At 63.2% G+C, this 13,491-nt stretch carries 10 protein-coding genes; 5 read left to right on the forward strand and 5 right to left on the reverse strand.

Annotated features, from left to right (window positions below):
• The first annotated feature begins 24 nt into the window (after nt 1-24).
• From polA to ribH, 5 genes are all read left to right on the forward strand, one after another.
• Nucleotides 25-2,721: a DNA polymerase I gene (gene polA, locus P12x_RS09010; RefSeq protein WP_435010530.1), complete on the forward strand. Its 2,697-nt coding sequence runs from the start codon at nt 25-27 to the stop codon at nt 2,719-2,721.
• A gap of 414 nt (nt 2,722-3,135) precedes the next feature.
• Entirely contained in the window at nt 3,136-3,876 is a 741-nt protein-coding gene (gene coaE / locus P12x_RS09015; protein WP_435010531.1) for a dephospho-CoA kinase, read from the forward strand.
• A gap of 194 nt (nt 3,877-4,070) precedes the next feature.
• Nucleotides 4,071-5,912, forward strand: coding sequence for a transcription termination factor Rho (gene rho, locus P12x_RS09020; RefSeq protein ID WP_435010532.1), 1,842 nt, complete (start codon nt 4,071-4,073; stop codon nt 5,910-5,912).
• A 190-nt stretch (nt 5,913-6,102) separates the two neighbouring features.
• Entirely contained in the window at nt 6,103-6,663 is a 561-nt protein-coding gene (locus P12x_RS09025) for a Uma2 family endonuclease (protein ID WP_435011658.1), read from the forward strand.
• A 39-nt stretch (nt 6,664-6,702) separates the two neighbouring features.
• Nucleotides 6,703-7,179 carry a 6,7-dimethyl-8-ribityllumazine synthase gene (gene ribH / locus P12x_RS09030; protein WP_435010533.1) on the forward strand — a complete coding sequence of 159 codons (477 nt, stop codon included), beginning with the start codon at nt 6,703-6,705 and terminating at the stop codon, nt 7,177-7,179.
• Nucleotides 7,180-7,252: 73 nt separating this feature from the next.
• Here ribH and P12x_RS09035 read toward each other — a convergent pair whose 3' ends face one another.
• From P12x_RS09035 to P12x_RS09055, 5 genes are all read right to left on the reverse strand, one after another.
• Nucleotides 7,253-7,918: a protein-L-isoaspartate(D-aspartate) O-methyltransferase gene (locus P12x_RS09035; RefSeq protein WP_435010534.1), complete on the reverse strand. Its 666-nt coding sequence runs from the start codon at nt 7,916-7,918 to the stop codon at nt 7,253-7,255.
• Nucleotides 7,902-9,659, reverse strand: a complete 1,758-nt coding sequence (gene recJ / locus P12x_RS09040; protein WP_435010535.1) for a single-stranded-DNA-specific exonuclease RecJ — start codon at nt 9,657-9,659, stop codon at nt 7,902-7,904. Before recJ ends, P12x_RS09035 begins: the two co-directional genes overlap by 17 nt.
• A gap of 63 nt (nt 9,660-9,722) precedes the next feature.
• Nucleotides 9,723-11,264 (reverse strand): magnesium/cobalt transporter CorA, encoded by a 1,542-nt coding sequence (gene corA, locus P12x_RS09045; protein WP_435010536.1) that lies wholly within the window; start codon nt 11,262-11,264, stop codon nt 9,723-9,725.
• A 16-nt stretch (nt 11,265-11,280) separates the two neighbouring features.
• A complete protein-coding gene (locus P12x_RS09050; RefSeq protein ID WP_435010537.1) occupies nt 11,281-11,928 on the reverse strand; it encodes a glutamate synthase in 648 nt (215 codons plus the stop codon).
• A 1-nt stretch (nt 11,929) separates the two neighbouring features.
• The gene (locus P12x_RS09055; RefSeq protein ID WP_435010538.1) at nt 11,930-13,381 is read right to left on the reverse strand and encodes a HEAT repeat domain-containing protein; all 1,452 of its coding nucleotides are present in this window, start codon (nt 13,379-13,381) and stop codon (nt 11,930-11,932) included.
• Between the last annotated feature and the right edge of the window lie 110 nt (nt 13,382-13,491).

Consider the following 13,491-nt stretch of genomic DNA (forward strand, 5'->3'; position numbering starts at 1 on the left):
TCCCCGATCCCGGCGAACTTCCCGATGACCCCTCGGCCGACGATTTATATTCTCGACGCATATTCGCTCATCTACCAGGTTTTCCACGCGATTCCATTGATGACCAGCCCGAGCGGACAGCCGACCAACGCCGTCTTCGGGATCTTTCGCGATCTGCTCAATATCTTGAAGACTCGAAAGCCCGAATATCTGGCCGCCGCCTTCGATGGCGCCGAGAAGACCAAGCGGGCCGAGAAATACGAAACCTACAAGGCCCAGCGCGGGCCGATGCCCGAGGACATGGTCCCGCAGATTCCCGTGATCCGCCGCCTCTTCGAAGCTTTCCAGGTCCCCGTCCTGCTCCATCCGGGGGCCGAGGCCGACGACGTGATCGCCACTCTGGCCCGGAGGGCCACCGAGCGCGGGCTCGACGTGGTGATCTGCACCGCCGACAAGGACGCGCGCCAGCTTTTGGACGAACATACCCGGATTTTGAACCTTCGGAAGGGGGAGTTCCTCGACGTCGAAGGGCTCAAGAAGGATTGGGGCGTTTCACCCGATCAGGTCGTCGATACCCTGGCCCTGACCGGCGACTCGGTCGACAACGTCCCGGGAGTCCCCGGGATCGGACTCAAGACCGCCGTGGCGCTCCTCCAGGAATTCGGGTCGATCGATAACATCCTGGACAACCTCGACAAGGTATCCGGCGCCAAGCGGAAGCAGAACCTCGACCAGCACCGCGAAACGGTCAAGATCGGCCGCGAGCTGATCACGCTGGAAACCGACCTCCCGCTCGAACTCGACTGGGAGGCCCTGAAGTCGGAAGGTTACGACGCCCCGGCCCTCCGGACGCTCTGCATCGAGTGCGGGTTCCACCGCTTTCTGGAGGAGATCGTCGAGACCCAGAAGGTCGTCGAAGCCCCCTGGGATGTCGATTATCGGCTGGTCGACACGCCGGAAAAGCTCCGCGAATTCGCCGAGGAACTGAATCGTCAGCCCCGGATCTGCCTCGACACCGAGACCACCTCGATCGACCCTCTTCGGGCCAGATTGGTCGGGTTTTCGTTCGCCTGGGAACCGGGCGTGGCCTACTACCTGCCCGTCCGGGGGCCGATGGGGTCGAAGGTCCTCGCGCTGGAGGCCGTGTTGGATGCGGTCCGACCGTCCTTGACCAATCCCGAGGTCGAGAAGGTCGGCCAGAACGTCAAGTACGAGATGCTGGTCCTGGGCCAGGTCGGTATCACCATCGAAGGGCCGGTCACCGACACCATGGTACTGAGCTATCTCCTGGAGAGCGGCGAGCGGAACCACAGCCTCGACCAGCTCTCGCAGAGGCTCCTGAACCACGCGATGATTCCGATCTCGGAATTGATCGGCAAGGGGAAGAAACAACTCACGATGGATCAGGTCGACCTCTTCAAGGTCGCCGAATATGCCGGCGAGGATGCTGACGCCACCTGGAGGATCGAGGAAATCCTGACCCCGAGACTCCGCGAACAGGGACTCTGGGACCTTTACGCCGACCTGGAGCGTCCCTTGATCGGTGTCCTTGCACGGATGGAGACCGTGGGCATCAAGGTCGACGTGACCCGACTCCAGGCCCTCTCGAAAGAATTCGCCTCCCGGATCGAAGCGATCGAGGCCGAGATCTATCGGGAGGCCGGTCACCCGTTCAATATCGGGTCGCTCCCGCAGCTCCGCCAGGTCCTCTTCGATGAGTTAAAGCTCCCCTCGTACAAGAAGACGCCCGGCGGCGAGCCCAGCACCGACTCTGAAGTCCTGGAGAGCCTCGCCGGCAAGCACCCGATCCCGAGGCTCCTGGTCGAGCATCGCCACTTCGCCAAGCTCAAGAGCACCTATCTCGATACCCTGTCCGAGCTGGCCGACGAGGAGGGGCGGATTCACGCCTCATTCAACCAGGTGGTCGCGGCGACCGGCCGGCTTAGTTCCAGCGATCCGAATCTCCAGAACATCCCGATCCGGTCCGAGGACGGAGGCCAGATCCGTCAGGCGTTCGTGGCCGGGTTCCCGGGATGGTCGCTTGTGGCGGCGGACTACTCGCAGATCGAGCTTCGAATCCTGGCCCATTACACCCAGGACCCCGCGCTAGTCCGAGCATTCGCCCAAGACATCGACATCCACACCGCAGTCGCCGCCCGGATCTTCAAGGTCGCCGAGTCGGAGGTGACCTCGAACCAGAGGCGAGTGGCCAAGACTGTCAACTTCGGGGTGATTTACGGCATCAAGGCGTTCGGGCTGGCCACCCGCCTGGGGATCACCCAGCAGGAGGCCGGGGCGTTCATCGACGCCTACTTCGACGAGTACGCGGGGGTCGAGGCCTTCATGAATCGGACGCTCGAAGCGGCGGCTCGCGACGGCTACGTCGAGACGATCCTGGGGCGAAGGCGAGCTATCAACGGGATCAAGAACACGACCGGGCGGAACCTGAACCTGGCCGAGCGGACCGCAGTGAATGCGGTCATTCAGGGCTCGGCAGCCGACCTGATCAAGCGGGCGATGCTCGAGGTCGACCGCCGGATCCGCGGCGAAGGGCTCCGGGCACGGATGCTCCTCCAGATTCATGACGAGTTAGTCTTCGAGTCGCCCGACGACGAAATCGACCGGCTCGCCCCTCTGATTCGCGAGTCGATGGTGGGAGCGATCCGCTTCGACGTGCCAATCCAGGTCGAGATTGCCGTCGGCCCGAACTGGCTCGACGTCGCTTCCTTGCCCGATTCTTGACGGGACCTACTCAGAATCCTCGACAAAAATGGATCCGCCGGGCGATTCCGGTTGCAGAGGGACCCCGACCATCGTATAAACTTAACTTACTGGTCGTCCGAGGTCCGCTTCCGATCACTCCCTCGATCCTCATCGTTTCACTTCCGCTCCGACCCGCCGCGAATGCGGTCCGGGGGAAGCCGAATTCAGCCAGACGGCGATGACCGAAGGGCCGTTAGACCCGAACGGAAACCTCGAGCCTCACCCGTCGTATCTCTCCGTGTTGGCCCTGCGATCGTCGCATCGTCCTACGAACTCCCCGACCCCTCGACCCAGTTCACTCGCCGACACACCCGCCCGCTTCGTCAGGGTCCGCGATGGACCCGGACGACCCTCGGCGTTCCGCCCGCGACTTGGGCGTGGATCTAATCATCAATGCCCCGCTACCGACGCGATACGACCGGTCCTCGACGCCCCGCCGGCCCTTGGCGTAATGGCCCGATCCCCGTCATCGGGTTGATCGGAGGGATCGGGGCCGGCAAGAGCCAGGTTGCCTCGGCCCTGGTTGAACGAGGAGCCTTCCTCCTGGACGCCGACGCGATCGGGCACGTCCTGCTCGAACAGAGTCCCTGCCGGGACCGGGTCATCGAGCGATTCGGCGAGTCGATCCTGGCCCCGATGCCCGAAGTCGAGGGGACCCGTCGGCCGATCGACCGCCGCGCCCTGGGGGCTCTGGTCTTCTCCCGTCCCGACGCCCTACGCGACCTGGAGATGATCCTCCACCCTTCGATGCAAAGGACGTTCGAGAAGGCGATCGCTCGCGAATCCCGTCGGGTCCGTCATCCAGCCCTGGTCCTCGATGCCGCGATCCTCTACGAGGCCGGCTGGGACACGCTCTGCGACTCGATCGTCTTCGTGGACGCCTCGCGGGAAATCAGGCTCGCGCGGCTGGAAGCGAGCCGAGGATGGTCCGCCGAGGTCCTGACCGCCCGCGAGAAATCCCAGGGGCCGCTGGAAGAGAAGAGAAGACAGGCCGATCACGTCGTCCGGAACGACGGGACCCCCGAGGAACTCCGCTCCGCCGTAGAGGCCCTTTGGCCCGAACTGGTCGCACCTCCCCGTCGTCATCGGCGGATCGGCCCGGCCTCCGAGGCCCGAGGCCAGCCCCCTTCTTGATCCCTGCTCCAAGCCCGATTCAGGACCGTAAACCGCCGATTGTTGAAGTGAGTCGCGAAGCCCGCCGCCACGGCTCGCCAGGATCCAAGACGCCACTGCCGCTTCCCGATCCTAGTTAACCCCTTGCCGATGTGCGAAAGCGACTCCCCCCCGCCAACCGATCACGTCCGACCGAACGAGGAGATGCAATTCCCATGGCTAACGAGACTCGCCCCCGCCGGGAGTCTTCCAGCACGTCTCGACTTCGCAGCAAGGCCACCTCGTCGGCCTCTGTCTCGTCGAACGACGAAGCTTCCCCCGACGCACCGAATCCGAGTTCCACCGCGCCGGTCGTCAACGATACACCCGCCCCGATTCCGTCCCAGCCATCTGCCGGCTATCGAGACCGGGATGACCGCCCGGCCGATCGCGACCAGGCCCGTTACCGGGAGCGGACCAATGGAGAGCGCGAAGGCGGACTCTCCCTCCGGGAACGACTGGCCCGAGATCGAGCGGATCGCGAGTCGATTCCGACCCCGGCCCGGGCCGAAGCTCGCGAGGGCGGCCCACTCGCCCGGAATCGGGCCGAGCCCGATGCTAGTCGAAATCGGACCGAACGCGAGCCGGCTCGTCGCGAGCCCGCCACCGATCGCGACTCCGTCCCGCCCGAAGAAGCGATGGCCCTGCTCGATCCGTCGAACGACTTGCTCCCGGCCAATCTCGCGGCCGAGGAAGACGAGGATGCCTTCGGCGACAACGCGATCCACGACCGCTACGAGGAGATCAAGCGCGGCGAGATCCACCTCACCGAACTCCAGAAGATGACCATGCCGCAGCTCATTCGCACCGCGAAGAGTGAAGGCGTCATCGAGTTTACCGGCCTGAAGAAGCAGGATCTGATCTTCAAGATCCTCAAGGAACGGGTCAAGCAGAACGGACTGATGTTCGGCGAGGGAACGCTAGAAGTGCTCCCCGACGGCTTCGGGTTCCTCCGGAGTCCCGACTACAATTACTTACCTTGCCCAGACGACATCTACGTCTCGCCCAGCCAGATCCGCCGGTTCGGCTTGAAGACCGGTGCTATCGTCCAGGGGCAGATCCGCCCGCCCAAGGAAAACGAACGATACTTCGCCCTGCTCCGGGTCGAGGCGATCAACTACGAAGACCCCGACAAGCTCAGCGAGAAGGTCTGCTTCGACGACCTGACACCGCTCCACCCGCTCGGCCGGCTCCAGCTCGAAAACGGCCCCGACGAGTTCAACATGCGTGTGGTCGACCTGGTCACCCCGATCGGGATGGGCCAGCGTGGACTGATCGTGGCCCCGCCCCGGACCGGCAAAACCATCCTCCTCCAGAAGATCGCCAACAGTATCCTGGCCAATCACGAGACCGCTTACGTGATGGTCCTCCTGATCGACGAGCGGCCCGAAGAAGTCACCGACATGGAGCGATCGGTCAAGGGGCCGACCGCCGAGGTTATCTCCTCGACCTTCGACGAGCCCGCCAGCCGCCACATCCAGGTGGCCGAGATGGTCATCGAGAAGGCCAAGCGGATGGTCGAGTATGGTCGGGACGTGGTGATCCTCCTCGACTCGATCACGAGGCTCGCGCGGGCCTACAACACCGAGGCCCCGCACTCTGGAAAGATCCTCACCGGCGGTATCGACGCCTCGGCGCTCCAGAAGCCCAAGCGCTTCTTCGGGGCCGCCCGGAAGATCGAGGACGCCGGCAGCCTCACGATCCTGGCCACCGCCCTGGTCGACACCGGGAGCCGGATGGACGACGTGATCTTCGAGGAGTTCAAGGGAACCGGCAACATGGAACTCCACCTCGACCGGAGGCTGGTCGACAAGCGAGTCTGGCCCGCCATCGACGTCAACCGCTCGGGGACCCGCCGCGAAGAACTGCTGATGGACCCCGAAGAACTCCGCCGGGTCTGGATCCTCCGCCGGGTCCTTAACGACATGAACCCCGTCGAGGCGATGGAGCTTCTCACCGGCCGGATGCGCAAGACCAAGTCCAATGCCGAGTTCCTGATGAGCATGAACCTTTCGTGAAACGCCGCGGCCAGGGCCCGCCTCCTCGGACGATTCGAGCGGGGAGAGCGCGGCCGTGGCTGCTAATCCGAACGCAAGGTGTCCCATGGCCACGACAACTCGTCAACGCTCACAAGTGGTGACGATTCATCGATTTCCCTATGAGGTCTATGCCCAGCTTTCCCAGGCCCCCGAGAATAGTCACCTTCGAATGGCCTACCACGACGGGGTCCTGGAAATAGTGTCACCCATACTTTATGAGCATGAATTTGTATCGTCCAGGCTTAGATTGATCGTTGCTGTCATCGCCGAGAGGATGGGCCTCCCTTATCAAGGCGCCGATTCTACGACCTTCCGAAGGAAGGGGGTCGGTCCTGCGGATGGCAAGGGCAAGGAACCCGATCAGAGCTTCTACATCACGAGCCTCGGCAGACTCCCTCGCCATCGGAATCCCAATCTTGATGCAGGCGATCCCCCGCCGGATCTTTGGATCGAGGTCGACCACAGGGTCAGTTCCGCAGGTCGTCTCCCCGTCTACGCGGGGTTGGGGGTGCCCGAAGTTTGGAGGTATCGGGCCAGGCGGAAAACCTTGCAATTTCTCCGCTTGGTCGATGGCTCGTATGAGCCGATAGAGCATAGTCTCTGCCTTCCCAACCTCACTCCGACCATGGTATTGACGGCTCTAGCTCTGGGCGACGATCGATTCGAATACGAATGGCTCCCAATTCTCCGAGATTGGGTCGCTCGGACGATCCCCGCGGGCCAAGATTGATTCCTATTACCCGACTTATTCCCTCTGCGACTCGAGCCCATGCCTACGATCGAAGGCGACTTTTCCCCTCCCCCTGGCCGGTTCGCGATCGTCGTCGCCCGGTTCAATTCGATGATCACCGAGGCCTTGCTGGCAGGGTGCAAGGACACCTTCGCCCGGCACGGAGTGCCCGACGATCGGCTCGACGTGGCCTGGGTCCCCGGCTCATTCGAGATCTCGTTGGTGGCCCGGAAGCTGGCCGAGACCGGCCAGTACTCGGCGATCATTTGCCTGGGCTGCGTGATCCGAGGGGAAACCGGCCACTACGACCACGTCGCCGGCCAGGCGGCCGGTGGAGTCCTCCAGGCTGGGCTCTCGACCGGAGTTCCCGTGATCTTCGGTGTGCTGACGACCGAGACTGTCGAGCAGGCCCTCAACCGGGCTGGGCTGAAGGCAGGCAACAAGGGAGTCGACTCCGCCCTGGCGGCGATCGAGATGGTCAACCTGTTGAGGAAGATCGGGAGGTCCGAGGGCTGAATCGGTTTCCGTTCGATCGTGAGGACGGCTGGTCGGGCAGAACCGATCCTACCCAAGAGTCATAGCCGCCCCTTCACCCGGAATCACCCCCACCCTCCTCACCCCAACCTTCTTGACCGATCAATTTGACGAAATGGCAAGGGAGGACGGTTCGTAATTTCGCGATTCCACCGATCTTGCGAACGACCGTCAACTGCTGGAGTCGGTCGTCTCCCAGGGGCGCGACGAGGATTCCACCTTCGTTTAGTTGTTGGAACAAGGAAGTCGGCAATTCGGGGGCACCGGCCGTGATCAGGATCCGGTCGAATGGGGCCATCTCCGTCCAGCCGAGCGTCCCGTCACCAATCCGGTAGTGGATGTTTTCCAGCCCAAGCCCGTCCAGCACCCCGCGAGCCCGGAGGGAAAGCTCGCCATGGCGCTCGACGGTGAAGACCTCTCGCGCCAGGTGGGCCAGGACCGCCGTCTGATATCCGCTGCCGGTCCCGATCTCCAGGACGCTTTCGGAGCCGGTCAAGCCAAGCTCCAGAGTCATCACCGCGACCATGAACGGCTGGCTGATCGTCTGGTCCAGCCCGATCTCGACCGCCCGGTCTTCGCAGGCCAGCTTCCTCGTGTCGGGGGGGACGAAGCGAGGTCGAGGGACCTTGCCCAGGGCCTCCAGGACTCGTCGGTCGCGAATGCCCTTGGCACGGACCTGACGAACGATCGACGCCGCAGACGAATCACGCGGACTGGGCATGACCCTCTTCCTCCTCCAGCCGGAAGTCTTTCAGTTCCAGCTGCACGGACTTTCTTCCTTGCCAATCATTGATCGAAGGGTGGAAAGCGACCGAGCAAAGCGTTCCCGACTTCAGGACCTTCCCCCGATCGGCCAGGTTGAAACCGATTGCTTTGATCTGGCTGTCCCCCTGAGCAAAGCCAAGCTGGAGGTGATTCTTTCGCTCGCCGACCGCCCTCGGATCGCCGATGACCCTGACCCGGTTGGCCACCAGGAGCGGCCTTGGATTGCCGACCCCATGAGGTTCGAGGGCCTCGATCGCCTGGACCACGCGAAGTGTCAACGATCCCAGGGGAACCTCGGCATCAATCAGGATCGACTTCTGTAATTGTTCCGGAGAGAGGGCCCTCGTGCAATGGGTTTCGAAGGCCTCAGCGAACGCTTCGAAGCGGTCGCGGGGGAGTTTCAGGCCCGCCGCGGCGGCATGGCCTCCGAATGTGGTGAGCCCGTCGGAACAGGCGTGGATCGCCTCGTAGAGGTCGAAGCCGGCGATCGAACGCGCCGAGCCTTGCCCTTGATCGGCGTTGAGCGCGACGACGATCGCCGGACGGTGGAAGGTCTCGGCCAGTCGACCCGCGACGATTCCGATGACGCCGGGGTGCCAACCTTCGCGGCCCAGGACGATCGCCCCTCGACCATTGAGGCCACCCTGCTTGGCAATCATCTCATGGGCCTCGTCGATGATCCGGCGTTCCACCTCCTGGCGCTGCTTGTTGCAGAGATCGAGGGCCTCGGCATGCTTCCGGGCGAGCTCGGGATCGTCGGTCGTCAGCATCTCGACGGCCTGCATCGCCCGCTCCAACCGGCCGGCGGCGTTGATCCGGGGGGCCAGGCCGAAACCGATATTGCCCGTGCTCAGGCTCTTACCCAGGAACCCGGAGACCTCGATCAACGCCTTCAGGCCTTCGTTCCTGGATTGGGCTAGTTCCAAGAGCCCGTTGTGGATCAAGAGTCGGTTCTCGCCCTTGATCGGCATCACGTCGGCGACGGTGGCCATGGCAACCAGGCCGATCGAACGGATCAGGAAATCACGGAGATGCGGCGAGGCCCGCTTTCCGTCCCCGAACGACTTGCAGATTTGCCAGGCCAGCTTGAAGGCGACCCCACACCCGCAAAGGTCGCCGAAAGGATAGAGACTTCCGGGGAGACGGGGATGGACCAGAACGTCGGCCTCGGGGAGTTCGAGGCCCAGCGTATGATGATCGGTGACGATGAATTCGAGGCCAAGTTCGCGGGCCAGCTTCGCCTCCCGAACCGCGGAGATCCCACAATCGACGGTCACGATGAGGTCGGCCCGATGCTCGGTCGCCAACGTCCGGAGAGCCTCGGCATTGACTCCGTAACCTTCGTCGACCCGATGCGGGATGTAATACTCGACGTCGCTGGCCCCGGCCAGTCGGAGGCAGTCCCAGAGAATCGTGGTCCCGCAGACGCCATCAACGTCGTAGTCGCCATAAATGACGATCTTCCGACGATCGCGAATTGCACGAACGATCCGATCGGCGGCCTCGATCACGCCGGGTAATGACTCGGGATCGTGGAGCCCGACCAGCCTGCGGTCGAAGAACGTCGCGGCTTCCGAAGCGTTTTGTACCCCGCGGTTCAGGAGAATCTGGGCCACCAGGGGCGAGAGGTTGGCCTCGCGGCTCAGGAGTGCCACCCGGTCGGCATCGAACGGCCGGAGTCGCCATCGCGTGTTCATTGGCGGACGGTTCCGGGTGTGGGAGAGGGCCAACCTTCGGCCCCAATAATCCACTATACCCGATCAGAACCAGCGACGTCGCCAGGCGAGCCAGCCCATGCCCAGGGGGGTTGCCAGCATGACCGAGCAGGCCAGCCAGAAAATCAGGGACTTCGGCAGTCCGGGCCGGGTGAACATCAAGGTATCGCCGAAGAAGTTCATCCCGAAGAAACCCGCCACGAACGTCATCGGGAGAAACATGACGTTCACCAGCGTCAGGGCCTTCATGATGTCGTTGGTCCGGTTCGAGACCACCGAGAGATAGGTATCGAGTGCCCCCGCGATCAGGTCGCGCAGGCTCTCGACGATGTCATGAATCCGGACCAGGTGATCGAAGACATCCCGGAAATAAACCCGATGCTCCGGGTCGATCCGCCCGATCGGGTCGCGGGCCAGGCGATTCAAGACTTCTCGCATTGGGATCACGGTCCGGTGGATCCGGAGCGCCGAGCGTTTGACCTGGAAGATCTTCTGGAGAGTCTTCGGCGTCGGGACGGCGAAGACCTCGTCCTGAGCGTCGTCGATGGCATCGTCGAGGTGATTGATCGCCGGCAGGAATTCGGCCACGATGTCGTCCAGGAACCGATAAAGCAGGTGATCGGCCCCGTGCTTGAGGCGATTCTGCGGCTCGCGGACCAGGTTCAACCGATGTCGTTCCAGGGCTTCGATCGCCTCATTGTGGTAGGTGAGCAGGTAGTTCGCCCCCAGGAAGACGTCGAGTTCGTGGAGGCGAAGATCGTCGGTCTCGGGGTCGAAGTCGATCGTGTCTGTGACCAGGTAGAGATAGTCGCCCCAGTCGTCAAGCCTCGGGACGTGGCAATCCTGGAGAGCATCCTCGATGGCGAGCGGATGGAATCGGAAGACGTCGCGTAGTAACGCCTCGACGCTGGCGTTGTTGGCCGACTCGATGTCCTCAATGTCCACCCAGAGGACTCCGCCCTCGTCGGCAACGGCCTCGGGTATCTTCGATGACGGCCAGTCGAGATGGATCGAGCCCTCCCCATCGCGGTAAATCACGCGGATACGAGGGAGGGGTCGAGGAGGGGTGTCCGGCGTCCGATCTTCGACCAACAGGCCGGAAAACCCATCTCGCTCGGACTTCCCATTCGATCGCCTTCGACGCCGGCGGCCCGTGCGCTTCGAGAGGCCCGCGCGGGTCGCCTCCTCGATCAGGTCGAAGATCAGTTCCACCTCCGGCCGATCCGGGATGTTCCGACGGATCGGCGAGCGAACCGCCTCGAACATCCGCGGGCTGGCCGGTCCGACCGTGGTGGGGATCGACCCCACCGGAATTTGATCCAGCCCGATCACGACGCGACCGACCGGGACCTTATCCGAACGAAAGCTCCCGTCGGGTTGGATCCGGGCGATCCGCAGATTACCTCGAGTACCCTCGTTCGGGATGAACTGAATCCAACCCCCGCCGACGGGCGATCGACCCATCCGGATCATCCCGCGGACCGAGGTGGAGGGAGGGTGCTCCGGGCCGAGTTCCTCGGAACACCCGATCGACAGCAAGGCCAACGCGACCAGGAGCCGACCCGGGAATCGAGCGTACGCGACCATTCCCAACTCCCTCGGGTCAAGGTCCCGGTTCGGCGGAAATCGAGCGACCGATCCAACGAGAGGCGGAAAGCCTGGCCGAATCCCAGGCCTTCGCATCCTCCGGATCGAGGATAGAACGACTTTCCGGGAGGTCAATCAGCCGACCCCCGCGACTCCCTCGACCGGGGAAAGGTCCGAGCGGACCCCGGCAAACGAAAAAATAACCCCCAACTCGTCGATCGGAAGGAAGCCGGCCCGTGGAGCCGACCACCACCAGAGTCCCGCCCGACTGGGCCAGGCCAGCCCGATGCCCGACCGGACCATCCACGATCAGGAGGCCGCCCGCCTGTCCGTATCCTGCGGCATCACCCGCCGAGCCGAGGATTACCAGGGTTCCTGCCCGGAGTCCTCGGCCAGCCCCGTCGGCGGTCGAACCTCGGGCGAGGATCACCAGGCCCGGTGCGTTCAGTCCCGCCCCAAGCTCCGGGCCGGTCCGACCCAGGATCTCGATGGTGGCTTGCCACGCGCCGTTCAGCCCCGAGGCCAGGAGCCGCTGGCCTTCGGCACCTTCCAGGCGGATCCTGGGATGCCCCTGATCCAATAGCGTGGCTACTTCGGAATTGATCCGCTGGTAATCGCGAATCTCGGGTATATTCAGCGAAGGCGGTTCAGGTTCGTCGTCCACTTCAAGGGCCGCCAGCGCCGGCCACCTGGGCCGTGTGCGGGGGGAACTCCGGACCGTCGGGAATGAGCCGACGAGTTTTGGGATTCGCCTGGGAGATCTGACTTTTCAGGCTGGCCACCTTCGCTTCAAGGTCATCGCGCTTCGTCTTCTGGGCAACGCCTCCCGCGCGTATTAGCTCATAGGACTCGCGGGCCACTTCCTTGATGTTATTCTCGACCTGCGTCAAGAAGCCCTTGGCTGAGGCCAGCCCCGGATGGGTGGAGCGAAGGATCCCCGAGTCGGAGATTCCTTCCTGACCGGACAGGGCCGGAAATACCTGGAAAATCAAGAGGCTGGTCAACTGACCGGCTCGGTCCTTGCTCCGATCAAAGTTGTCGGCGTTCGTGTCGAACTGGTTGACGATCCTCTGCCCCAGATTAACGGCAAGTTCGCCGATCTCCTGACCGAGCAACTCGAAATTCATCGGGGAAATCTGAGGGGGATACCTCATCACCCCCAGGGCCCAGGCGGCCCAGGCACGGACTTCCGGCCGAGCATCCCGATCGGACAGGAACCGCATCGCCACCGAGGCGGCGTCGATCGGCTTTCGGACCTTGCTGTAAGCCAGTCGGAGCGAACCCAGGGCTTCCAGGGCCCTCATCTGGACCGGCCAGGGAAGCTTGGGATCGCTATCAAGGAGAGCAATCAGAGCGTCGGTCGCCTCGATCGTCTTGTTGGCATCCAGATTCACCCGGCCCTGTTGGGCCGCATTGGTCAGGCCCCGAGCCGCCCACATCTTGACCCAGACGACCTGATCCGTCTTCTTGACCTGTTCGGTGTAGAGGTCGAGGGCATTTGAGGCGGTGCTCCCGGAGTCACCCAGGATGATCATCGCGTCGATTCTCGAGTACAGGTTGTTGTCGAGAATCTTGACGAGCGACGAGTCGAATAGGGCCCGACTGTAAGCCGCGAGGAAATTGGTCTGATTGGTCGCCCGAGCCCGGACCATCGGGTCCTTGAGGGCGTCGACGGCATTCTCTAGACCACGTGCGACGTTCGTCTGATTCTTGCCCGAAGGATTAGTCAGCGCATTGATATAGTCGCGCTTGGTCAACTCGGTCGCGAAGAATTCAACATACCGTCGCAGGAAGGCCGGATCGACGGCCATGGCACCGGTCGCCATCGCGGTGATCTTGGACGTATCCGCTCCCCCGGCCCCCAGTCGAATCGGCTGGCCGACGTAATTGATCGGTTCGATCTTGGCCAAGGCCTCCTTGGCAATCGGATCGAGGAAGATCTCGGCACTAGGCCTCACGACTTCTTCGAGGGAGGACTTGGCCTCGTCGGGCTTCGCCGAACCGGGGTCCTGAGCGATGGCCAGTGATACGGTACCGATCATCGAGATGATCGTCGCGATCACCGTCCAGACCCACGAGAGACCCCGCGGCATCCTCGGCGCGAACGCTTGGGACATGTTCGAGAACCTTTGGGTTGGATCCCCAACGCCGGGTGGCTGGCGGGTGGATCGGTCGTGGGTGATTGGCTCGAATTGGAGTTGAATATCACAGATCGGGGCGGCACGAA

It is taken from the genome of Tundrisphaera lichenicola (genome assembly GCF_051175385.1).
GTDB classification, from domain to species: domain Bacteria; phylum Planctomycetota; class Planctomycetia; order Isosphaerales; family Isosphaeraceae; genus Tundrisphaera; species Tundrisphaera lichenicola.

Bases quoted from the DNA above. Each gene is read 5' to 3' on its own strand.
- polA (WP_435010530.1), top strand. From the start codon at position 25: ATGACCCCTCGGCCGACGATTTATATTCTCGACGCATATTCGCTCATC.
- coaE (WP_435010531.1), top strand. From the start codon at position 3,136: ATGCCCCGCTACCGACGCGATACGACCGGTCCTCGACGCCCCGCCGGC.
- rho (WP_435010532.1), top strand. From the start codon at position 4,071: ATGGCTAACGAGACTCGCCCCCGCCGGGAGTCTTCCAGCACGTCTCGA.
- P12x_RS09025 (WP_435011658.1), top strand. From the start codon at position 6,103: ATGGCCTACCACGACGGGGTCCTGGAAATAGTGTCACCCATACTTTAT.
- ribH (WP_435010533.1), top strand. From the start codon at position 6,703: ATGCCTACGATCGAAGGCGACTTTTCCCCTCCCCCTGGCCGGTTCGCG.
- P12x_RS09035 (WP_435010534.1), bottom strand. From the start codon at position 7,918: ATGCCCAGTCCGCGTGATTCGTCTGCGGCGTCGATCGTTCGTCAGGTC.
- recJ (WP_435010535.1), bottom strand. From the start codon at position 9,659: ATGAACACGCGATGGCGACTCCGGCCGTTCGATGCCGACCGGGTGGCA.
- corA (WP_435010536.1), bottom strand. From the start codon at position 11,264: ATGGTCGCGTACGCTCGATTCCCGGGTCGGCTCCTGGTCGCGTTGGCC.
- P12x_RS09055 (WP_435010538.1), bottom strand. From the start codon at position 13,381: ATGTCCCAAGCGTTCGCGCCGAGGATGCCGCGGGGTCTCTCGTGGGTC.